Below are 22,105 nucleotides of genomic sequence, written 5' to 3'. Positions count from 1 at the left end.
GATCGCCCCGGTCCGGATCACGATCAGCCTTCTCCCGTGGGAATGTGCTCCGCGAGTTCGACCTCGAACACGAGCGGCGAGTAGGCGGGAATACGCGGCGGGTTGCCCATCTCCCCGTATCCGAGGTCGTACGGGAGCACGAGCTTCCGGCGCTCGCCCAGGCGCATGCCGGTGACGCCTTCCACCCAACCGTCGATCAGAGCGGTAGATCCGAGGATCAACTCAAGCGGTTCGTCGCGGTCGTGGCTCGAGTCCACCTTGCTCCCGTTCGGAAGCCAGAGGGTGTAGTGCACATGCATCTCGTCGCCGTAGCCGGCAGGGGGGCCGCTCCCCCCCTGCAACACCTGAATGAAGAGGCCGCTCTCCGTCTCCTCCATCGCATCGAGATCGACCGCGAGTTCGTCGACGAAGGCGATTTCCCGGAGATCCGTGATCACGCCCTCGGGCGAGCCGGCCATCTCGGGCGAGTCGGCCGTCTCGGCCATCGCCGCGGCCTCCTCTGCGCCCTCGCCGCCGTCCGCCGAGTCCTCTCCCGCGTCGCCCGCGCATGCGATGGCGAGGGGCGCGAGCAGCAAGCTCGCCGCGGCCCGAAACCCGTTCGATATCCTGTCACGCTGCATGGAAAGCCTCCGAGTGTGGAAAGTGGCGAATCGCCCGAATGTAGCGGCGTTTCAACGCGGGTTGCTAGTATTGGGAGATGAAAACTCCCTGGCTCTTGCTCGTCCTGCTCGCCGCCGCCTGCGGTCCTCGTCCTCCGGCGGAGGAGGACGCCTCCGGTTCGGTCGCGGAAGTCGATCTCACCCCCGCACAGGAACTCGTGGCGAGATCGGTGACCTTCCACGATCCGGACGGGATCTGGGGAAGCCGGTCCATCTCGATGTCGTGGGTCGGTACGGACGGAGAGGGCGGGGAACGCGTCGCCGTCGAGCTGGAGTTCGGCGCGGACGAGCGCGACTTCGCCTTGTCGGGCCGCTACCGCGGGTCCTCGATCGAGTACGAGACGACGGCCGATGGCTGGTCCGCGACCGTGAACGGGGTCGCGCAGGCGGACCTCCCCGACGCGGACCGCGAGCTCATGCGCCTCCATCGCGAAGACGGGATGTTCTGGCGCAGCTACTACGGGTTCCTGGCGGGTCTTCCGATGAAGATCTCCGACCCCGGCTCCCACCTCGATCCGGATATCGTCGAGACCACTTTCATGGACCGGGAGGTCCACGCGGTCCGGGTCACCTACGACCCCGATACCGGCGGCGACACGTGGTACTTCTACTTCGATCCCGGGACCGCGCAGCTCGTGGGCTGCCGCTTCTACCGCGACGAGAGTGCGAACGATGGCGAGTACATCACGTTCGAGGGCCTGACCGCGGACGGCGGACTGCGTCTGCCGCGACTGCGGGGATGGTACATGAACGCCGATGGTCGCCACCTGGGAACCGATGAGGTGGGGACGATCCGGGTCGGCCCGTGACCCGGTCCGGCCCATGGCCCCGGTCCGGCCCGTAGCCCCGGGCGGGATCGCGGGGCCGCGCCGGGAGGGTCGCCGGTTCGGCATCGCCGCCGCTGTCGTCATCGCCGCCCTCGCGGTGGTGCGGTGCTCGGATTCGACGCCGCCCCCGCCCCCGCCGCCCCCCATGCCGAGCGGGGATTGCGTCCTGTCCTTCGTGATCGACGGAGATTCCGTCCGCTGCGCGGATGGCCGGGAAATCCGGATTCTCTCCATCGACGCCCCGGAGATGGCGCAGGAACCGTGGGGCGCCCGCGCCCGCGAGGAACTGCTCCGGGTCGCCCCCGTGAACACGCCGCTCGGCGTCGAGTACGACGCCGTCCGGGTCGACACCTTCGACCGGGACCTCGCCTACCTCTTCCTCCCGGGCGGGGAGATGCTGAACGAACACATGGTCGCGAGCGGGTACGCGCTCGCGTTCATCATCCCGCCCAACCGGCGCTACGCGGACCGGATCGAAGCGGCGGAAGCCGCCGCCTCCGCGGAGGGGCGGGGACTGTGGGCGGAGTGGGGGTTCACGTGCCGCCCCGCGGACTTCAGACGGGAGCGCTGCTGAAGCCGGAGGCCGACCGGAAGGTTACCATCACGTACGCCGTACGCGGCGGAAGATGAGGGCGGCGAGGAGGCCGATGGCGCCGAAGCCGGCGACGGCGGCGAAGACGTGCTGATGCCCGGGGAGGCCCGGTGAGTTGTCGAGCAGGACGCCCATCAGCGGTCCCATGAAGACGTCGGGGGTGAAGCCGAGGACGGAGACGACGCCCGCCGCGCTCCCGGTGTAGGCGAGCGGCACGGCGCCCTCGGCCAGGAGGGCGAAATAGACGCCGCGGAGCGCGTAGATGCCGACGCTGGCGGTGACGATGGTGGCGATGAGCATCCAGGCGGGTCCGGGCACGAGGACCCCGGACGCGATGAGCAGACAGCCGCCGATGAGGATCGCGAAGCCCCACACGATGACGCGGGAGGCGTCGATCCGATCGCCGAGGTAGCCCGCCGCGATGGCCGCCGCGGCCCGAATCCAGAACGCGAGCGTACCGATCCCGGAAGCCTGGACGTCGTCGAACCCGAGCGCGTCCCGCGACAGGAGCGAGAAGTCGTCCGTCGCCTTGTACCCGGTGTAGGCGCAGACGACGATGACGGCCTGAAGCCACACGGCCGGCATGCGGCAGGCGGCTTTCACTCCGCTCAGCGACAGTTTCTGCGAGCTTTCCGGGTCGCCCGCCTCCCCGCCGGGCGCGCTGTCGGGCACGAGGATCCACACGAGGACGGCGATGCCCAGCGTGATCCCGGTGAAGACCCAGATGACGCCGCGGAAGGCGGCGGCCCGCTCCTCCGGCGTGGCAGAGGAAGCTTCGCCGGGGAGGAGCGCGGCGAAGACCGCCACGGAGAGGGTCGCAACGAGCGCCGCCAGGAGACCCCGGCCCCCGTCGAGGAGTCCGTAGGCGCGTCCCTGCTTCGACTGCCCGCCCCATTCGCGGGTGGCCCGGATCATCGCCGCCCAGAAGAGGAGGACCGTCGTCATCCCCCAGAAGGCCCACAGGACGTTCATCGTCCGCGGCGGCGGGAAGCCGGCGAGCACGATTCCGCCGAGGCCGGTGGCGAGGAGCGCCAGCGCCATCAGCCGACGGGCCGAGAACCGGTCCGCGAGCGGGCCGCCGGCGAAGTACGCGACCATCGCCACGACGCCGTACAGGGAGAAGGCGGTCCCCAACTCCAGGTTCGTGATCCCGAACACGTCGAGCAGCGTCGGGCGGAAGACGCGCGCGAGGACGAAGGGGAGGAAGAAGACGGCCTCCCCGGCCGCGATGAGCGCGAGGAGGACCAGCCCCCTGCGCATGGGACTCCCTCCGGAGCCGGCTCCGGCGGGGTGGGTCAGCGCTCGGGCCGGCGGGTCGACCAGGGGCGGCGCTCGACGCGTCCGAAGGGCGCCAGGGTGCGGGCCGGCCGGTAGGCCTGACGCTCCGCCATGTCGTACTGATCGCCCGGCGCGAGGAAGTAGAACAGGCCGCCGCTGTCGAGCGTGCTCTGGTTGTCGTAGATGACGACGTAGGACTCTCCGATGACCTCGAAGCGGTCGCCCTGCACGACGATGGCGGTGTTCTCATCGATCCCGATGCCGAGGAGTTCGGGCCGGGCCTCGATGATCTCCAGCATGTCGAACTGGCGGTTCCGGTACAGGAGGTGCTGGTCGATCGCCGTGTTTCGGACGAACCCGAACCCCTCCTCGTGACTGCCCATCATGATGGTGTTCGTCGCCGTGTCCCCGCGCGCCAGGTACGACCCCTGGATCGTCGCGCCGGCCGACGAGCCGCCGATGACCCCGCCGCGCTCGAGGAGCGCCCACAGCTCCTCCTCGGTCCGCGTACCCGCGTAGGAATCGACGAGGCGCCACTGGCGTCCCCCGGTGAACCAGACGCCGGTCGCCTCGCGGATGGCGGCCACGAAGGCGTCGCTGTTCGCCTCATCGCGGTCGTTCGTGTGGCGAACCGTGAGGTTCTCGACCCCCGCCGCCTGGAAGGGTCTCGCGCCGCCGAACGACGGCCCGTAGGACTCGGCCCCGCCCGCCGTGGGGATGACGACGATCCGCGCGTCCGTCCCGCCGGCCAGCTGCACGAACCGGTTCGCGATCTCCTGGCTTCGCATGGCGCCGCCCACGATCACGAGCGACCCGTTCGGCGGGCCGACCTCCTGGGCTTCGACCGCGGCCGGAGCCACGAGCGCGGCCCCGTACGCCGTCACCGCCAAGGTCAGGAATGCACCGGCCACGCTCAACGCTCCCCGTTCTGTTCGCATCGCTCGACCTCTCGATTCGGTTACGCCCATCGTCGTCGGGCGGACGATCTCACGGTACGCGGATCGCGAAGACCCGGCGACCCCGGCGGTCCGTGGCTGCGGAGTCGCCGCTTGTCGCTTGCCGCGGGCCGCGTCACGTTGCGGGGCGAACGGATCCCCGGCGACCCGGAGACGCAGCTTATGTCCACACCGCCCCTTACTCTCCTTGCCTCCTCGCTCTGCCTGGCCGCGCTGGCCGGGAGCCCCTCCGGCTTCCCGCCACCCGACGCCGAGCCACCGTCGCCTCGAGCCGATGCCCTCGCGGGCGCCTGGGCCGCGAACGAATACGTCCTTTCGAGCGGCGACCGGCATCCCGTGCGCGGGCGCATCATTTTCACGGACGGCGAGTGGCAGGTCCTCTTCTTCGTCATGAATGGCGACGAACCGAGGCGCGGGTCCGGTGAGGGCGGACGCTACACCTTCGACGGAGAGACGCTCACCTTCGAGCACCTCCATCACCTTTCCTACGGACGCACGATGGCGGGACTTCCGGCGAGCCCGCTGGCGATGACCGCGCGGGACGGGGAGGGACCGCTCGAACCGACCGGGGTCGAGATCGACGGCGACGCGTTGACGCTGCGCTTCCCCAGCGGAAACTCGATGTCCTTCTCGCGCAGTTCCGCGTGCTGTCCATGACCGGTGTGCGTGCCGGAGACGACCGCTACGGCCTGATCGACCGGAGGGAGTGGCTCCGCCTCGGGGCGACCGGCGCCGCCGCTCTCGGCCTCCCCGCCTGCGCCGCTTGGGAGGAGGACGCGGCGGCGGGGGAACTCCCGCCGCTCCGGGCCCCCGCCGGGACGAACGACGCGGACTGGGACGACGTGCGCGCGAACTTCCTTGTCGAACCCGGCACGGCCTACCTGAACAACGCGAGCATCGGCATGCCGCCGAGGCAGGTCGTGGATGCGGTCGCCGCGGGGTATCGGGCCATGGGCGAACTGCCCGCCCGGGGCCGCTCGGAGCTGAGCGCCCGGATCGCGGAACACGTCGTGCCCGGACTCGCGGAGCTGTTCTCGGCGCAGCCGGACGAACTCACGCTCACGCGAAACGCGTCGGAGGCGCTCCATCTCCAGAGCATCGGGCTCGCGCTGAGCCCCGGCGATGAAGTCCTGATCACGAGCCAGGAGCATCCGGCGGGCCGTCGTCCGTGGGAGTTCCGGCAGGTGCGGGAGGGCGTTCGGGTGAACGAGGTCTTCATCCCCAGTCCCCTCCCCCCGGAGGAGGAGGTCCTCTCCCGGTTCGAGGACGCGATCACGCCCCGGACGCGGGCGGTGGCGTTCTGTCACGTGACCCGCGGCGGGCATCTCTATCCGGTGGAGGCGATCTGCGGCCTCGCGCGCGAGCGCGGACTCGCGAGTCTCGTGGACGGCGCGCAGGCGGTGGGCCAGTTCCCCATCGACCTGGCCTCCCTGGGCTGCGACGCGTACAGCGTGAGCCTGCACAAGTGGATGCTGGCTCCGGCCGGGACCGGTTTCCTCTTCGTGCGGCGCGATGCGCGAGACCGCATCCGGACGGCTTTCGCGCCCGACGCCACCGCGGAGCAGCCGCAGTTCGGCCCCCCGGGCACCGCGGCGTTTCCGGTGCGCGCCGCGATCGGGGCGGCGGTCGATTTCGTCGCGACGCTCGGACTCGAGGCCGTGGAGGCCCGCTGTCGCTTTCTATCGGATCATCTCAAGTCTCGCCTCGCGGAGGTGAGCGGCGTCACGCTCCTCAGCGGCGACCGCGACCGGAGCGCGCCCGGATCGACGATCTTCGAGAAGGAAGACCTCGACGCGGTGGCCGCAGTGGGTGCGATCGAGGCGAGCATCTCGTCCCACATCGACGAACACCAGCGGGACGGCCACAACGCGATCCGCATCTCGACGCACATCTACAACACGACGGAGCAGGTCGACCGCGTCGTCGAAGCCCTGGCCCGCACGACGGGCTGACGGGAGGAGCCGTGAAGCTACGCACTCGAATCACCGGACTCGCGACGGCCGCGCTCGCCCTCACAGCCCTCTCGGCCTGCCTCGGCGAGGGCACGCGGATCGAACTGGCCACGGGCGACGCGGAGGAGGCGGCGGCGGAGCCCGGGGGGATCTACGAGGTCCGGACCTATCACTTCGACCCGGCCCGTTTCGAGGAGTACGAGGAGGTCGCGAGAGGCGAGTATATCCGCTATCTGCGCGAGCACCTGGACATCGCCGGGTTCTGGATCGACTCGGGAATTCCCGCCGAGGTGCGGGGCGCCGAGCAGGACGAACTCGGGCCGGGGAACGTCACGTGGGTCATCCGCTGGGCGTCGAAGGCGGAGCGCGACGAGAAGCTCCCCCAGGTGCTCGGCACCCCGGAATGGGGCGAGATCTTCGCCGACGTCCCGGGCGGGGGCGCGAGCTACCTGCGGATCGAGGTGCGCTTCATGGAGTCGCTCGACTGACGAGCGTCTCCATCGGACGGGCTGGCCCGTCGCACGCAGTCCCGCTTCGCCCCCGGGGAGACCATTCTCGGAAGGCTTGACACAATCTAACTGGTCATCAATACTGGTCACATGGAAACGATCAACGCATCCGACTTCAAGGCGCGCTGCCTCGCCATCCTCGATCGCGTCTGCGAGACCGGCGAACGCGTAGTCATCCTCAAGCGTGGGCAGGCGGTAGCCGAACTCTGGCCACCAAGCCGTGCGCAGGCCGAGTACCCGCAGGGGGAACTGAAGGGCACGGTGACCGTCGTCGGCGACATCGTGGCGCCTGCCGTCCCCGAGGATCACTGGGAGAGCCTCGGCGATGACGGCGCTGCTTGACACTCACATCCTGATCTGGTGGCTGAACGATGTCTCGCGGCTCTCGCCGGAGCAGCGGGAGGTCATCGAGTCCGCGGGTGCAGATTCGCCGTTGCTCGTGTCGGACATCTCGCTCTGGGAGGTGGCCACCCTCTGCGATCTGGGCCGGATCCGCTTGACCGTCCCGCTACGAGAATGGCTGGATAAGGCGGTCGCCCCGCCGCTCGTCAGGCGGCAGGGGATCTCGCCGGCCATCGCGACGGAACTGGCCGCCCTCCCCGACTCCTTCCACCGGGATCCCGCGGACCGCATCCTCGTCGCCACGGCCCGCGTATTCGGCGCGACGCTGCTGACGCACGACCGCAGGATCGTCGAAGCCAATCTGGTGGAGACCCTGTCATGAGCGGGGCTCTTGCCACGGCCTGCTAGGGCACCAGGGCGGTCTCCCGCTTCCTGAGGACGAACAGCCCCTCGCGCATGCTCGACACGATGATGTTCCCGGAGGGGAAGAACGGGTAGTTGCTCCAGGATCCCGCGAACCCGGGCGCATCCGGGCTCCCCGGCACCGTGTCGAAGAAGCCGGCGGGCACGGGGTTCTCGGGGTCGGAGATGTCGAAGATCCGGAGTCCGCTCACGTAGTTCGACTGGTACATGAGGTCGCCGCGGATGTAGAGGTTGTGGTCCGACGCCGCGTTGTCCTGCACGAACTCCCGCACGAGCACCGGATCGTCCAGGTCCGCCACGTCCCACACGAGCGTCCGGGTCCCCGTCGTCCCGCCCGACAGCTCGTCGAGTTCGTCGTTCAGATAGAAGTAGCGCTGGTCCTCCGACAGCCACCCCTGGTGGGAGTAGGCCACGTTCGGATAGGCGGCGTTCGAGATCGGCGTCGGGTTGTCCTTGTCGGTCACATCTCCGATGCCGAGCTTCGTCGCACTCGCGTTGAAGCACACCTCGCGGCCCGCGTAGTCGGCGTCGGGGCCCTCGTAGATGACGCACTGCGCGTCGTGCGTGTAGCCGCCCGATCCTGCGTTCCCCGTCTCCGGGTCCGCGAAACAGCCGGCGAAGGTCGGGTTCCGGGGATCGCGGAGGTCCACCATGTGCAGCGCGCCGCCGCAGGTCTCGCCTCCGCCGCTGCCGCCCACCACGTAGGCGAAGCCCGACTCTTCGTTGATGACGATGTTGTGCGCGGAGGCGAACTCGGCGTAGTGCGCGTCCTCGTCGAAATCCACCGGCGGACTCGTCACGTCCCGCAGTCGCGTGAGGTCGAAGACCTGCATCCCGTGTTCGCCCGCGTTGTCCGCCACGATGAAGGTGTGGTCGGCGTAGACCTTCATGTCCCGCCACAGGTTGGGGATCGCCCCCTCGGTGAGGGGAAGATTGCCGAGATAGACCGGATTCCCCGCATCCGTCACGTCGATGAAGGAGGTCCCATCGAACCGTCCGAGGATCGCGTACTCGCGGCCCGTCTGCGGATCCACCCAGCCCCAGATGTCGCTGACCATGATCCCGCGCCCGCCGCCGACCTCGCGGGCCGGGAGGAAGGAGACGAGGTCCACGTCCGAGCAGTCGAAGCCGGCGACCGTGCCGTCGTCCGAGCATCGCATCTCGTCGCCCGTGACGGAGGCCAGGCCGAACTCGGTCTCGTGGATGGGAGCGGCCTCGCTCCACGCGCCGCCGGCGTCGCGCTCGAACACGAAGCCGATGCCCTCGAAGAACTCCGATCCGGGCGCCCCGACCACCGCGAAGCCGTCGCCGCCGGCCACCGAGTTGCCCATGAAGCCCATGAGCCCCCGGGTTTCGCTCTGCAGTACGGTCTCCTCGCTCCACTCGCCTTCGTCTCCCGCGCGGAGGACGTGCGCCGCGCCCGAGAAGTTGTTCGTTCCCGGCGCGCCGACGATGAGTCGCCCTCCCGCCCCGGCGAGGGCATAGCCGAAGAAGGCCGCCGGAGACGGTGACGCGGCCGCGATCATCCCGGTCTGGGACCACATCCCGCCGTCGTCCGCCGCGAAGCGGAAGACAGCGCCCTGTGCCTGGTTGGCGAGGGGGGAGCCGAGGAACGCCTCTCCACCCTCGAGCACGGCGGATCGGCCGGCCACGAGGCCGCCGGCCGGCGTCAGCCGCGCGACCTCGGACCAGTCCGTCCCGCTGCGACGGAACACGTATCCGGTTCCCGCCTGGGGCTGGGCCGGCGCCGCGAACTGGCTGAGCGAGAACGGACCGGGTGCGCCGACGAGGGCCAAATCTCCCTCGACGCTGACGGCGGCCCCGAAGCGGGCGTCCGCCGGGGCGTCGGACCCGGTGAGCTCGACGGACGTCAGGCCCATATCGGACTGGGCGTAGGCGAACACCGAGCCGCTGGCCCCGCGTCCGGGCGCGCCGATGACCCCGAACTGCGCGCCGGTCCCCACGGCCACCGAGGAACCGAAGGCGTCGCCAGGCATCCCGTCCGGCGCCTCCAGCCTCTCCCGGAAGCTCCACATGCTGCCCTCGCGGACGAAGACGTAGGCGGCCCCCCGGCTCTCGTTCTCCTTCGGGGCGCCTACCACGAGGACGTCGCCCTCGACGGCGAGCGACTCCCCGAAACCATCCCCGTACACTCCGCTCGGCGCCGGTATCGCGGCGATCTCCACCCAGCCATCCTGGCCACTGCGCCGGAATACGTGCACGCTGCCGGGTTCGGAGCCCGGCATGGGGAACATCGCGAACTCGCCCGGCCGCGAGACGTAGATCTCGTCGCCGGAAACGGCCGCCGCCGCTCCGAAGCCGATGATCGGAGCCCCGCCGGCATGGTCAAGGCTGCCGGCATGCGTCTGCGCCGGCGCAGGCGCCGGCATCGCCGCCACGAAGGGAACGAGGGAAACGAGAAGAGCGAGATGACGTGGTCGCATGGTACTGACTCCAGGGGTTGCGGAGGGTCGAGCGCCGGAACCTATCCCCCTCGGCTGCGCTGGCGGAAGCGGATGGCGATGCCGAACTGGGCCTGCCACTGCGAGGCGCCGATCTGCGGCAGGTAGGGCACCGAGGCTCGAACGCCGCCCGTGTCGCTCGTCTGGAGCGGCCCGGCGTAGCGGGCGCGGAGCGGATCGTCCGGTTCGGGCAGCATGTTCTGAAGGTCGAAGTCGTCTTCGATCCGGTCTTCGACGGTCAGCAGCTGCACAACGGGGTTCACGGTCTGGACGTGTCCCCAATCGCGATTCACGAGGTTGAGGACGTTGAGCACGTCGAGCGTCACCGTGACTTCCGCGCCGCCCAGCCGGATGGGCTGGCTGAAGCGGAAGTCCAGCTGGTGCGACCACGGCGTCCGGCAGGCGTTCCGGTGCAGAATCCGCAGCCGGTTCTCCTGCAGACAGGGCTCCTGCGCGACGAGTTGCTCGAAGAGGATGCCGCTGACCGGGGTCCGTCCCCCTCCGGGGAAGTCGAACGCCGCGCCGGTCACGAAGATGAGGTCGTTCGCGAGGTCGAGCGCCCGGCCGTACCCGGGATAGGCGTCCCCGTTGATGTCGTCCGCATACACGTACGAGTAGGGCCGCCCCGACTGCCCCACGTAGAGCACGGAGAGGCGGCCGCCCCCCATCAGTTCCGGCAGGGCGGCCGTCGCGCTCGCCACGAGGCGGTGCGGCCGGTCGAAGAGAGAGGCCTGCCGCTGGGGATCGTTCGGATCGCCCTCGACCGCGGTGTAGCCGAAGTTCGCGATCGCATCGAGCGAAGAGAGGCTGCGGACGTCGGCGGAACGGTTGAAGGCGTAGCCCACGTCGACGGAGAGCCGGTCGCCGAACTGCTTCCGGAGCCGCGCGCTCAGGGCGTACGAGAAGTTCAGGGGCCGGTCGCCGATCTTGATGACCTGTCCGAAGCCCGGGTCGACGCGTCGGGGGAGAAAGATCGGCTCCCGCTCGCCCGGCGGCTCGCCCGGCGGCGGATCGACGAACTGGCTCCCGGCGCCCGGGTCGGCGAAGGTCTCTCGGGTCCCGAAGCCGAAGCCGTAGGTGAACCCGTTCGCCTCCGTGCGGTCATCCGCAGGGAAGGCGGGGCCGATGTTCAGATCCTGGAACGCGATCTGGTTCACGGAGCGGGTGTAGATCCCCTCGAGCGAGAGGACGAATCCCCCCGGCAGGCGCTGGTCGACGGCGAGCGAGGCCTTGAAGTCGCGCGGAAAGCGGAAGTCCGGGTCGAACAGCGTGACGATGGGGACCGCGGCCTCGCCGCCCGTGCCGTCCACGCAGAGGGTCGGGGGAGGCGCGAGAGGATCGAACGCGGGGACGATCTCGGGATCGGGAACGCCGAAATTCCGCCGCCGGCAGGTCATGAAAACCGACGAGAGCCCCGTGTTCTGATAGGCGTTCGCGAGCCACGCGAAGGGTGGCCGGCCGGTGAACAGCCCCATCCCGCCGCGGATCTGCGTCGTGCGGTCCCCGCCGAGACCGAGGTTGAAGCCCGCCCGCGGGGAGAAGAGGACGGTGCCGCCCGGCAGGTCGCTCGTGCTGAAGCCGAACGACCGCTGCACGTCCGGGTTGTGCGCCGGCGCGTCGGGCATCAGCGGCACGTCCATCCGCAGGCCGACCCGAACGTTCAGCCGCTCCCCGATCCGGGCCTCCTCCTGCACGAAGGCCGACAACTGGTGCACGTCGAAGTCCGAGGTGCCGGCGTCCTCCGAGAGCGGCACGTGGACGACGTATTCCTCGGGGGTGTTCGCCTCCAGGTCCGCCAGCGACCGGAAGTAGTAGCTGCCGAGGCTGCCCGGCAGATACTCGCGCCGGATGGAAAACCGCTCGAACCCGGCCCCCAGCGTGAGGTGGTGGTCACCGAGCGAGAAGGTGAGCGCGTTCGTGACCTGCAGGATGTTCTGGTCGAGTTCGCCGTCGGGCCCTGAATAGTTGGACCCGAGGCGCAACTCGCGCCGGAACCCCGCCCCCGGCACGCCCGCCTGGAGGCCGACCTCGACGCGGGGATAGAGGGAGTTCGCGGTTTCGCGGTCGCGCAGGAACTGCGCGTTCACCATGAGGTCGTTCGAAAGCCGTGGACTCAGCGTCGCGAGCCACTGCGCTCCGAACGACTGGTTCCGTGACTCGATCTCCCGTCCCGTGGACGACATCTCGTAGGCGTCGCCGGGGAGTCGGTTCGTGGCCGGATCGTCGGCCGCGTAGGCGAGGTTGTAGCGGAACATGAGAGAGTGGTTCGCGTCGGGTCGGGCGTCGAGGCGGGCGAACAGGTTGGCGAGGTTGTTCTCGAGCGTGTAGAGGCCGGCCTCGCCCGCTTCCGCGCCGTAACCCCGGAGGATCCTGGATACGCGGTTGACCGAGTCGGGGTCCAGCTTCGTGCGCACGATCTCGTCGATGCCGACCGTGAAGCCATCGGGCGGCCGCGTCCTGCTCTCGAGTTCGCCCGCGACGAAGAAGTGCAGGCGGTCGCGCAGGATCGGCCCTCCGAGATCGAAGCCCGCGAAGGCGTTCTCCAGATCGCCCGGCGCGCGCGGGATCCCGCCGATGACCGCGTCGCCGACGAGCGCGTCGTTGCGGAAGAAGCCGAACGCGGAGCCACGGAAGTCGTTGCCCCCCGTGCGCGTGACCGCGTTGAGAACGCCCCCGGTGAACCCGGACTGGCGCACATCGTAGGGCGCGGTGAGGACCTGCAGTTCCTCGATCGCCGCGAGCGGGATGACGCGCCCCCGCGCCTGTCCTCCGGCCACCCCCGTCGGCGAGAGGCCGAAGACATCCTGATTGAGGGCGCCGTCCACCTGGATGTTGTTGAAGCGGATGTTCGATCCGGCCACGGAGGTACCCATCTCGTCCACCGCCACGAGAGGCGAGAGTCGGGCGAATCCCGTGAAGTCCCTGGAGATCGTGGGGAGCGTCTCAAGCGTCTCCCGGTCGACGACCGTCGTCGAGCCCATGCGGGTGGGGTCGAACTCGGGATCCGTCTCGACGCGAACGGAGAGTTCGGGCAGGGGGACCGCCGTCTCGGAGAGTTGAACCTCGAGCCGCAGCCGCTGTCCGGCGATGAGCGTCAGACCCTCCCGCGTCGCCGGATTGAGCCCGATGCGCGCGACCTCCAGCGTGTAGGGCCCGCCGGGCCGCAGATTGGCGAGGCTGAAACGGCCCAGGTCGTCGCTCAGGACGGTGTGGGTGGCGCCGGTCTGGGTGTGGCGGAACTCGACCCGGGCTCCCGCCACGGGGGCTCCGTCGGCGTCGATCACGCGTCCGGCCACGCCGGCGGTCGTCACCCCCTGAGCGGAGACGATGGACGGGTGGACGGCGAGGCCCGCGAGAAGGCCGATCAACAGAACGCCGACAGGGCGACTCAAGGTGTTCTCCTTTCCGAAGACCTTACGAGCCCGTGGCAAAGCTCTGCTAAGAGATAACGCGCGGAGGGCGGATGGTGTATCGGTGGGCTACCCGCGCCGTCCGACCGCCGTGTATTGTCGGAGCCGTGAGTACCAAGAGCCGCACGCTGACATTTCGCGCGATTCTGGGCCCCGGAGGCCTCGAGCGGGACCGGTCGATCGAGATCGCTCCGGACGGGACGATCCGTGCGATACGAGCGGTGCGTGCCGGCGGCGCCCCCCGCGACGGAGGACTCGCGGTCCCCGGCATGCCGAACGCGCACTCGCACATCTTCCAGCACGCACTGACCGGCTTCGGCGAAGAGGCGCGAGGCGACGACTCCTTCTGGAGCTGGCGCCGAGCCATGTACCGGCTGGCCGGCTCGATCACCCCGGAACAACTGTTCGACGTCGCCCGGCACGGGTACGCCCGCATGTTGCGCGCGGGCTTCACTCACGTGGTGGAATTCCACTACCTGCATCACGGCCCGAGCGGCACGCGTGGGCCCGAAACGACGCAGGCCGTGCTCGCGGCGGCTGCGGACGTCGGCCTTCCCATCAGCCTGCTGCCCGTCTACTACCGGACCGCCGGCTTTGACGGGGCTGCGCCTCACGCCGGACAGCGACGCTTCGCGCACGGCTCGGTGGACGAATTCATGGCGACCGTCGAGGCGCTGGGCCCGGCGGTGGCCGGCGTGGCGCCGCACTCTCTGCGGGCGGTGCCCACGGCCGACCTCGCGGAACTCGTGGCGGGGGTCGATGCGAAGCTGGGTCGTGAGGCGCCGCTGCACATCCACATCAGCGAGCAGGAACTCGAGGTCGAGGAATGCCTCGCGGCGCACGGCCGAACGCCGGTCGATCTCCTTGCGGACACGGTCGACCTGGGCCCGCGCTGGAGTCTCGTGCATGCGACGCACGCGACGAAGGCGGAGCGCGCCCGGCTGCGGAGCGCGGGGGCGCGGGTCGTCCTGTGTCCGATCACGGAAGCCCACCTGGGGGACGGGATCTTTCCCGCCCGCGAGCACTTTCTCGCGGGTGGCGCGGCCGCGGCGGGCTCCGACGCGAACGTCCGCATCTCCGCCATCGAGGAGGCGCGGCAACTCGAATACGGGCAGCGCCTGCGGGATCGGCGGCGAGCCCGGCTGGCCACCGAAGCGGGCGCGGGGTCGGTCGTCTGGTCGTGGCTCGCGGCTGGCGGAGGAGAGGCGGCGGCGACCTCGGCCGGCCCGGCGGCCGGCGCCGGCGCGCCGTGGCGGCTGGGGCGAATCGAACCCGGCTACCGAGCCGACTTCGTCGTTCTGGACCGGGAAGGCCCCCACACCCTGGGACACGACTGGGAGACCCTCATGGACGCGTGGCTCGTGGGGGGCGACGAGCGCGACATCGAGGCCGTGTACGTCGGAGGGGAACGACGCGTCGAACGCGGATCGGTCGCGGGCGAGGCCGAGATCCGATCCGCCTTCGGGACGGCGATGCGAGAGCTCCGGCGGGCCATCTGACCCCGGCGTCGCGCCAGAGTCGCCCGCGCGGCGTCAGGCGGCGGCCCGCTCCAGCTCCATCGACCACTTCCCGCGCGTCGCGAGACCGTTCATGCGTGCGCGGTGCGCGAACGCCGCCTGCGCGGCCGGCCCGTTGTCCGCGGCGCCACCCCAGGCCTGCAGCGGAGCCGCCTGCAGCGCCCGCCCGTACGAGAAGCTCAGATTCCACGGCGTATCGAACCCGGCGTTCATCGCATTCAGGTGGGCGGTAGCCTCGATATCCGATTGCCCTCCCGACAGAAAGACGATGCTCGGAACCGACGAGGGCACCGCACGCTTCAGGCAGCGCACCGTCTTCTCGGCAACCTCCTCGGCCCCCGCCTGATCCGCGCACAGCTTGCCCGAAAGCACCATGTTGGGCTTGAGGACCGAGCCTTCGAGGAGCACCCGCTGGTGGAAGAGGGCCATGTAGACCTGCTTGAGCGTGGCTTCCGTGACCTCGAAGCACCGGTCGATGTCGTGGTCGCCATCCATCAGCACCTCCGGCTCCACGATCGGCACGAGTCCCTGCTCCTGGCTGAGCGCCGCCATCCGGGCGAGCGCGTGGGCGTTCGCCCCGATGCAGTAGGCGCTCGGGGTGGCGCGGTCTCCGCCCCGTCCGATGTCGATGACGGCGCGCCACTTCGTGAAGCGGGCCCCGAGTTCGTAGTACTCCGCCAGCCGCTCGCGCAGCCCGTCGAGTCCCTCGGTCACCTTCTCGCCCGGCGCCCCCGCGAGGTCATGCGCTCCCTTGTCGATCTTGATCCCCGGGATCGATCCGGCATCGGAGAGGAGCTGGACGAGCGGCGTGCCGTCGGCCGCCGACTGCCGCAGCGTCTCGTCGAAGAGGATGACGCCCGAGATGCACTCGCTCAGCGCATCGCTCGTCCGGAAGAGCAGTTCCCGGTAGTCGCGACGGTTCTCCTCCGTCGATTCGACGCCGATCCCGTCGAACCTCTTCCGGATCGTTCCCGAGCTTTCGTCGGCGGCCAGGATCCCCTTGCCCTTGGCCCCCATGTCCTCCGCCACCTGGACGAGCTGCTGCCTCATTATGGTTCCTCCGCCCTCATTCCGGGCCGGGTTTCAGTGTTGGACGCGGCCCAATGCGGCTCAGGTCGGGTCTACGGGTTCGACTTCGAGCGTCCAGATCACCGGCGTGACCGGCGACGCCGCCTGGTTGAATAGCATCTTCTCGAGCAGGGGACCCGGTTCGGTCGTCTCCAGATGTTGGGCCCGGAAGTCGTAGCAGCCGGCTTCGACCGTGAAGTCCCGCTGACCTCCGGGCTGGATCGTCCCCTCGACGGGATGGTCCGTACCGAGGAGATCCGAACCCCAGTCCGACATCCCGCAGGGGCGTGCGAAGACATAGATCACGGGGCCGAGCAGCCGGTTGACCACGCGCACGGTGGACGGGCTGTCGAACATGGGCTCCGGAACTACGGGGTCGTCTTCACCGCAGGCCGCGAGTGACAACCCGATTGCCACGATGGCGACGATTGCGTACCGCTTCTGTTTCACGCACCACATCTTGCATTCCTCCATGGCCGCTCTGCCGGGTCGCGCGGCGACGGTCGGGTCCGCGCACGATCCGCACCTGCCTCCGGCCGGATAAGTAACTTTGGGAAAGATACATCGGAGCGGGGTGCAGTCCACCCGACACATGGCGTCTCATTCGCGCTGCACCGATCTTACATGAGAGAACGTGCGAACCCCTCCGTCAGCGACACGACCCGGCGACATGAGCGACGTGAACGACAAGCCTTCCGTCTGGTTCCACACCTTCGGGTGCAAGGCGAACCAGTACGATACCGAGCGGATCCGTCAGGAGTTCGAGCTTCGCGGGGCGGAGACGGCGCTCCACGCGGACGCGGCGGACATCGCCGTCATCAACACGTGCACCGTGACGAACCAGGCGGACGCGAACGCGAGGCGACTCGTGCGCCGGCTGCGCCGCCAACGTCCGGATCTCCGCATCGTCGTCGCCGGCTGTTCAACCTCCTTTCGTGAAGCCGAGTATCACGCGCTGGAAGAGGTGGATGGCGTCGTGCCCGGACACGACCCGTCCGCGGTCGCGCGACTCGTACCGCAATTGGGAGACGTCGCCGTGGCCGGTCCGGTCACGTCAGGTGTTTCGGCCGCTTCGTCCGCCCCACTGCAGCGGAATGCGCGCGGCACCCGGGCCTGGCTCAAGATCCAGGACGGGTGCGACCGGAAATGCTCGTTCTGCGCGACGCGGATCGCGCGCGGCGCTTCGGTCTCGCGGCCAGTAGACGACATCGTGGCCGAGGCCGCGACCCTCGCCCAGGCGCACCCGGAACTCGTGCTTACCGGGATTCACATCGGCCACTACGGAAAGGATCTCGCCGCCGACTCCGCAGGCACGTCCCCGGGTCTCGCGACTCTGTGCGAACGGCTGCTCGAGGAAGTCCCCGTCCGCCTCCGCCTCACCTCCATCGAGGCGACGGAAATCGACGACCGGCTCGTGGATCTGCTCGCGGCATCGGATGGGCGTCTGGCCCCCCACCTGCACGTGCCGCTGCAGAGCGGGTCCGACCGCGTGCTTCGCCTCATGCGCCGCTGGCATACGCGGGAGGCGTATCGGGCCCGGGTGCTCGCGATCGCCGAGCGTCTGGGCGCCGTCGGCTCCGGCGCGTTCGGTCTCGGCGCGGACATTATCGTCGGGTTCCCCGGCGAGGGGGAGGAGGAGTTCGAGGAGACGCGGGCGCTCGTGGAGGAGTTGCCCTACACCTACCTGCACGTGTTCCCGTATTCGGTGCGGGACGGAACCGTGGCGGCAAGTCTCCCGGACCGGGTACCCGGCGACGTGGCGGCGGCCCGCTCCCGAACGTTGCGGGAGATCGGCCTCCGCAAGGGCCAGGCCTATTCGGAAACGCGCGCAGGCACCATGGCCGACATCGTCGTGGAGGGTCGGGACGACCGCGTCGCCGGCGTGACGGGCGACTACCTGCGGGTCGGACTCCTCGGCGACGCGACCCCCGGCGGTCGCTTCTCCACGCGCCTGCGGGCGCGCGCCGGGCGTCTGACGGCCGAAGTGCCCGCCAGCGCACGGGCTGCTAAGGGCGGCGCGTCAGCTCTCGGAGCGTCCGGGGGGAACGGTGCGCGGGCTCACGAGCGACTCCCCGCCGTCGACGACGATCACCGCGCCCGTGATCCAGTCTCCGCCCGGTGAGCAGAGGAAGGTGATCATCTGCCCGATGTCGTGAGGGCGTCCCAGCCGCCCGGCGGGAATGAAACGCTCCGCGAACCCGGCGCCGGAGCGCACGCCGAACATGTCGACCTCCTCGCTCGGAGGAGCCTCGAACGCCTTCTTCACGCCCTCCGTCGGGATCGGACCCGGCGCCACGGCGTTCACGTTGATGCCGTCCCGCGCCCACTCGATGGCGAGCGTGCGCGTGAGCGCGTCCACCCCCGCCTTGGCCGCCGTCGCGTGGGCCATGAGGGGCCAGCCCCGGTAATGCAGCGTCATCGAGATCGACACGATGCGCCCGTATCCCTGCTCGGCCATGACGGGGTAGACCGCGCGACAGGCGTGGAAGGTACCGAACAGATCGATCTCCACCACGGCGCGCCAACCGTTCGGCGACAGTTCCGCCGTCGGCGCATAGAAATTACCCGCCGCGTTGTTCACGAGGATGTCGATGGACCCGAGCGCGTCCCGCGTCTCCCGCACCGCGCGTTCGAGAGCCGCCGGTTCGCGCACGTCCCCGACCGTCGGCACCGTCCGCACGCCGTGAGCCGAAGCCAGGCGTTCCGCCGCCTGCCCCACCCGTTCCTCGCTGCGGCTGAACACGCCCACGGAGGCGCCGGCCGCCGCGAGGCACTCCGCGATTCCGTACCCGATGCCGCTGCCGCCGCCCGTGATCAACGCCGTCCGGCCTGCGAGGACATCCGGTGCGAAGAGCGCGTCGTCTCCCGTTTTTCCGTCCATTCTCGCAGTCCTACCGGAACATGCTGCGGGCGACGAACCATATGTTCGCCGGCCGCTCGGCCAGGCGACGCATGTACCAGGGGAACCACGCCCCCCCGTAGCTGATCAGCACCCGCAGCGGGGTTCCGTTGCGCACGAGCCTCCTCTGCTCGCGCCGTCCGATCCCGTACAGCATCTCGATCTCGAACCGGCGGCCATCGAGGCCCGCCGCCCCGGCGTCCGCGGAGAGCGGCCCGATCATCGCCGGGTCGTGGGTCCCGAGTCCGAGGAATCCGTCCCCTCCGTTCCCGAGGTGGTCCACGAGGCGCCGCGCGAGGGCGAGGTAGCTCTCGTCCACGTCCCGCTTGTCCGGAAAGGCGATCTCGGCCGGTTCCGCGTACGCGCCCTTCACGAGCCGGATGCGGGGGCCGAATTCCATGAGCGATTCGAGGTCGTCGGCCGTCCGTCTGAGGTAGGACTGGATGCAGAGTCCGACGTTCACATGCCGGCGCCGGACCGCGCGGTAGAGAGACAGCGTCGCCTCCGTGTAGTACGACCCCTCCATGTCGATCCAGAGCGTGCCTTGACCCTCGGCGCGCGCCGCGAGTTCCCCCACGTTCTCGACCGCGAGTTCCGGGTCCTGGTCGAGTCCGAGGTGGGTTGGCTTGATCGACACCTCCAGATCGAGCCCCATCTCCTCCGCCAGATCCATCGCCCGCACGTACTCGGCGACGGATTCGCGGGTCTCCTCCGCGGTCTCGACGTTCTCGCCCAGCGTGGTGACGAGAGTGGGAACGCCTTCCTCCCGTAAACGGGCGGCCTCGCCGAGCGCGTCCTCCAGCCTCTCGCCCGGCATGAACTTGCGAACCGCGCGCCGCACGAAAGGACGCTCCGGAAGACGCTGCGAGAGCCACCGGTTCGTGGAAGCCCACAGCAGCGCCTTCCGCATCGTCTCCATACCCCGACCGACCCTCGCCCCGCTAGCTCCGCAACCCGGACTCGCCGGACTCCGAGACGGCGAACCCGATCCACATCCCAGTGACCGCGTGAGCCGGTACGGGGCACACCAGCGCGTACTCGCCGGCCGTGGAAGCCGTGAAGCTGATGCTCTCGGTGCCGCCGCCGGGGGCCGTGGCCTCCGTCATCGACGTCGCGTTCGTGGTGATCGCGCCATCGAAGACGGGCGTGGCGTCATCGAAGATCGGGGGGTAGCTCGCCGCCCGCTCGAGGACGCCGACGCTGTGATAGTTGACCGGATCCCGGTTCTCGAAGTTGAGCGTGACGGTGTATCCGGCAGGCACGACGACCGTGGCCTCGCCGTTCGCGTAGCCGTTGAAGTTCCAGCGGTTGTTCGCGTCCGTCGAGCCCGCGACGAGATCGATCGTAACGGTGCGTGCACCATCGTCCACCGAGATCCAGTCCGCGGCCACGGGCCCCGAAGCCGTCGCGGCGGCCTCTGCGGCGGGAGCCGGGGCGGGAGCCGGCGACGGCGACGGCTGGTCAGTCTCGCCGCCGCCGCATCCGAAGAGGACGAAGGCGCCCAGGGTGAGTCGTGTCGATCGCTTCATCATTCTATTCACTCCAGAGTTCTTCTGATGAGATTCACAAGATATGCGCAGGAGGCGCGTCCCCCGGCCCGTCGCGTTCCTGCGGCGTTCGTGCCGGGCGGAGCGCCCGGAATATACAGGATCTCGATCCTCCGGCTACGTCCGCGCGCGTCGGTGAAAGCGCCCGGAAACTGGCGCGAGCCCCGGGTGCGCCCCATACTAGCCCATTCAGGCGATTCCGGGGGATCCCCGTTCGATGATCGCCACGTCCTTTGCGCCGGCCAGGTGTTCCGCAGGCGCGAGATCCGTTCTCCGACCGACATGCCTTGACGAACAACACATCACAGCCCCGTGGCGGCTCCCCGCGCGGGAGCGGAGGCCAACCCGGCGGCAAGGGACAGCCCAAGGGCCGCGGGAAGGGGCCGGGTGGCCGCGGAGGCAAGGGCCGGAACCGGCGGCGCCGTTCGCGCGGACGCCGCAACCGCGGAGGAAAGGGGCCCCGCCAGCCGCGGCCCGACCAGCAGGATGCGGCCGCCGAAGTTCCGGAGGGTCCGAAGGACGGCTACCTGGGACTCATCGAACGGCTCGGCAACGGCACAGGGTTCATCCGCCGCCAGCACGCCGGGTACACCCCGAGCGACGACGACATCTACGTGAGCCCAAAGATCGTTTCGCGCTACGATCTGCGGACGGGAGACGAGATCTGCGGCCAGGCCGGCCGTCCGCCCCGCCCCGGCAAGAGCCCCCCGCTCCGGTATCTTCACACCGTCAACGGCACCCCCCCGGACCAGCTCGGACGACGCCGACAGTTCGACCGCCTGAGCGCGATGCATCCCGACCGGCGCTTGCGGCTGGAGTGCGGGCTCGAGCGCCGCGGACAGCCCGACTACACCAATCGGATCATCGATCTCATCTGTCCCATGGGAATGGGTCAGCGATCTCTCATCGTCGCGCCCGCCAAGGCCGGGAAGACGATGGTCCTGCAGGCGATCGCCGAGGGCATCTCGAAGAACCACCCCGACTCCACGATCCTCATCCTCCTCGTCGACGAGCGTCCGGAGGAAGTGACGGAGATGGAAGCGACGGGACTCGGCGAGGTCACCGCCTCGAGCTTCGACCACCGGGCCGAGCGTCACGTGCAGGTCGCCGAGATCACGCTCGAGCGGGCGCGGCGCCTCGCGGAGATGGGACAGGACGTCGTCCTCATCCTCGATTCCATCACGCGGCTGGCTCGGGCGTACAACACGACGGAGGAGGGAAGCGGGCGCACGCTCACGGGCGGCATCGACGCGAACTCCCTCGAGAAGCCGAAACGCTTCTTCGGCAGCGCGCGCTGCGTCCCGGAGAGCAAGGGCGGCGGATCGCTCACGATCATCGCGACGGCGCTTGTCGACACCGGCTCCCGCATGGACCAGGTCATCTTCGAGGAGTTCAAGGGGACGGGGAACAGCGAACTCGTCCTCGACCGGGACATTTCGGACCGCCGGATCTTCCCGGCGATCGATCTCAACTCCAGCGCGACGCGACGGGAGGAACGTCTGATGAACGACGATGAACTCCTCGTCGCCCAGGCGATGCGGCGCGAACTCAGCACCTATCCGCCCGTCGAGGCCATGCAGGAAGTCCTCGGCCTCATGCGGCAGACCGACTCGAACGAAGAACTCGTTTCGAAGCTGCGCCAGCGGATCTAGCGGCTGGCAGCT

Annotated in this window: 20 protein-coding genes; 10 read left to right on the top strand and 10 right to left on the bottom strand. The window is 69.6% G+C overall.

Features of this window, described 5'->3' with window-relative positions; genetic code table 11:
• Positions 1–23: 23 nt before the first annotated feature.
• Positions 24–620, bottom strand: coding sequence for an FKBP-type peptidyl-prolyl cis-trans isomerase (locus ACQY5G_RS02165; protein ID WP_428276586.1), 597 nt, complete (start codon positions 618–620; stop codon positions 24–26).
• 77 nt (positions 621–697) lie between these two features.
• On the opposite strand from ACQY5G_RS02165, the gene ACQY5G_RS02160 reads away from it, so the two are divergent.
• Positions 698–1,468 carry a DUF6503 family protein gene (locus ACQY5G_RS02160; RefSeq protein WP_428276584.1) on the top strand — a complete coding sequence of 257 codons (771 nt, stop codon included), beginning with the start codon at positions 698–700 and terminating at the stop codon, positions 1,466–1,468.
• A gap of 13 nt (positions 1,469–1,481) precedes the next feature.
• On the top strand, positions 1,482–2,060 hold the full coding sequence (locus ACQY5G_RS02155) for a thermonuclease family protein (RefSeq protein WP_428276582.1): 579 nt from the start codon (positions 1,482–1,484) through the stop codon (positions 2,058–2,060).
• A 27-nt stretch (positions 2,061–2,087) separates the two neighbouring features.
• Here ACQY5G_RS02155 and ACQY5G_RS02150 read toward each other — a convergent pair whose 3' ends face one another.
• Both ACQY5G_RS02150 and ACQY5G_RS02145 read right to left on the bottom strand, forming a co-directional pair.
• A complete protein-coding gene (locus ACQY5G_RS02150; protein ID WP_428276580.1) occupies positions 2,088–3,338 on the bottom strand; it encodes an MFS transporter in 1,251 nt (416 codons plus the stop codon).
• Positions 3,339–3,373: 35 nt separating this feature from the next.
• Positions 3,374–4,294 (bottom strand): cyanophycinase, encoded by a 921-nt coding sequence (locus tag ACQY5G_RS02145; RefSeq protein ID WP_428276578.1) that lies wholly within the window; start codon positions 4,292–4,294, stop codon positions 3,374–3,376.
• Positions 4,295–4,405: 111 nt separating this feature from the next.
• Here ACQY5G_RS02145 and ACQY5G_RS02140 point away from each other — a divergent pair, with 111 nt between their 5' ends.
• The 5 genes from ACQY5G_RS02140 to ACQY5G_RS02120 all read left to right on the top strand — a co-directional run bounded on the left by ACQY5G_RS02140 (position 4,406) and on the right by ACQY5G_RS02120 (position 7,497).
• On the top strand, positions 4,406–4,969 hold the full coding sequence (locus ACQY5G_RS02140; protein ID WP_428276576.1) for a hypothetical protein: 564 nt from the start codon (positions 4,406–4,408) through the stop codon (positions 4,967–4,969).
• Positions 4,966–6,264, top strand: a complete 1,299-nt coding sequence (locus tag ACQY5G_RS02135; RefSeq protein ID WP_428276574.1) for an aminotransferase class V-fold PLP-dependent enzyme — start codon at positions 4,966–4,968, stop codon at positions 6,262–6,264. Before ACQY5G_RS02140 ends, ACQY5G_RS02135 begins: the two co-directional genes overlap by 4 nt.
• Before the next feature lie 11 nt (positions 6,265–6,275).
• Complete coding sequence (locus ACQY5G_RS02130; RefSeq protein WP_428276572.1) at positions 6,276–6,752, top strand: hypothetical protein; 477 nt, start codon at positions 6,276–6,278, stop codon at positions 6,750–6,752.
• Between the two features lie 111 nt (positions 6,753–6,863).
• The gene (locus ACQY5G_RS02125; RefSeq protein WP_428276570.1) at positions 6,864–7,115 is read left to right on the top strand and encodes a type II toxin-antitoxin system Phd/YefM family antitoxin; all 252 of its coding nucleotides are present in this window, start codon (positions 6,864–6,866) and stop codon (positions 7,113–7,115) included.
• Positions 7,099–7,497, top strand: coding sequence for a type II toxin-antitoxin system VapC family toxin (locus ACQY5G_RS02120; RefSeq protein WP_428276568.1), 399 nt, complete (start codon positions 7,099–7,101; stop codon positions 7,495–7,497). The genes ACQY5G_RS02125 and ACQY5G_RS02120 overlap by 17 nt, the downstream gene beginning before the upstream one ends.
• Before the next feature lie 22 nt (positions 7,498–7,519).
• Here the strand turns inward: ACQY5G_RS02120 and ACQY5G_RS02115 are convergent, their stop codons facing one another.
• Both ACQY5G_RS02115 and ACQY5G_RS02110 read right to left on the bottom strand, forming a co-directional pair.
• Positions 7,520–9,982 carry a choice-of-anchor B family protein gene (locus ACQY5G_RS02115; RefSeq protein ID WP_428276566.1) on the bottom strand — a complete coding sequence of 821 codons (2,463 nt, stop codon included), beginning with the start codon at positions 9,980–9,982 and terminating at the stop codon, positions 7,520–7,522.
• A 41-nt stretch (positions 9,983–10,023) separates the two neighbouring features.
• Complete coding sequence (locus ACQY5G_RS02110; RefSeq protein WP_428276564.1) at positions 10,024–13,392, bottom strand: TonB-dependent receptor; 3,369 nt, start codon at positions 13,390–13,392, stop codon at positions 10,024–10,026.
• Between the two features lie 125 nt (positions 13,393–13,517).
• Here ACQY5G_RS02110 and hutF point away from each other — a divergent pair, with 125 nt between their 5' ends.
• Positions 13,518–14,909, top strand: a complete 1,392-nt coding sequence (gene hutF, locus ACQY5G_RS02105; protein WP_428276562.1) for a formimidoylglutamate deiminase — start codon at positions 13,518–13,520, stop codon at positions 14,907–14,909.
• Positions 14,910–14,942: 33 nt separating this feature from the next.
• Here the strand turns inward: hutF and ACQY5G_RS02100 are convergent, their stop codons facing one another.
• A complete protein-coding gene (locus ACQY5G_RS02100) occupies positions 14,943–15,977 on the bottom strand; it encodes a class I fructose-bisphosphate aldolase (protein WP_428276560.1) in 1,035 nt (344 codons plus the stop codon).
• A gap of 60 nt (positions 15,978–16,037) precedes the next feature.
• The gene (locus ACQY5G_RS02095; RefSeq protein ID WP_428276558.1) at positions 16,038–16,454 is read right to left on the bottom strand and encodes a hypothetical protein; all 417 of its coding nucleotides are present in this window, start codon (positions 16,452–16,454) and stop codon (positions 16,038–16,040) included.
• Positions 16,455–16,665: 211 nt separating this feature from the next.
• Between ACQY5G_RS02095 and ACQY5G_RS02090 the strand changes: the two genes are divergently transcribed.
• Positions 16,666–18,117, top strand: coding sequence for a MiaB/RimO family radical SAM methylthiotransferase (locus tag ACQY5G_RS02090; protein ID WP_428276556.1), 1,452 nt, complete (start codon positions 16,666–16,668; stop codon positions 18,115–18,117).
• Here the strand turns inward: ACQY5G_RS02090 and ACQY5G_RS02085 are convergent.
• The 3 genes from ACQY5G_RS02085 to ACQY5G_RS02075 are packed head-to-tail and all read right to left on the bottom strand — an operon-like array spanning position 18,016 to position 20,426.
• The gene (locus ACQY5G_RS02085) at positions 18,016–18,876 is read right to left on the bottom strand and encodes an SDR family oxidoreductase (protein ID WP_428276554.1); all 861 of its coding nucleotides are present in this window, start codon (positions 18,874–18,876) and stop codon (positions 18,016–18,018) included. The genes ACQY5G_RS02090 and ACQY5G_RS02085 overlap by 102 nt on opposite strands.
• Positions 18,877–18,886: 10 nt before the next feature.
• Complete coding sequence (locus tag ACQY5G_RS02080) at positions 18,887–19,804, bottom strand: proline dehydrogenase family protein (RefSeq protein WP_428276552.1); 918 nt, start codon at positions 19,802–19,804, stop codon at positions 18,887–18,889.
• A 31-nt stretch (positions 19,805–19,835) separates the two neighbouring features.
• The gene (locus ACQY5G_RS02075) at positions 19,836–20,426 is read right to left on the bottom strand and encodes a sulfocyanin-like copper-binding protein (protein WP_428276550.1); all 591 of its coding nucleotides are present in this window, start codon (positions 20,424–20,426) and stop codon (positions 19,836–19,838) included.
• A gap of 302 nt (positions 20,427–20,728) precedes the next feature.
• Between ACQY5G_RS02075 and rho the strand changes: the two genes are divergently transcribed.
• Positions 20,729–22,093, top strand: a complete 1,365-nt coding sequence (gene rho, locus ACQY5G_RS02070; protein ID WP_428276549.1) for a transcription termination factor Rho — start codon at positions 20,729–20,731, stop codon at positions 22,091–22,093.
• The last annotated feature ends 12 nt before the right edge of the window (positions 22,094–22,105 follow it).

The sequence above is a fragment of the Candidatus Palauibacter sp. genome, from assembly GCF_965261555.1.
Taxonomy (GTDB): domain Bacteria; phylum Gemmatimonadota; class Gemmatimonadetes; order Palauibacterales; family Palauibacteraceae; genus Palauibacter.
This window is presented reverse-complemented; position numbering and strand designations above follow the sequence as displayed.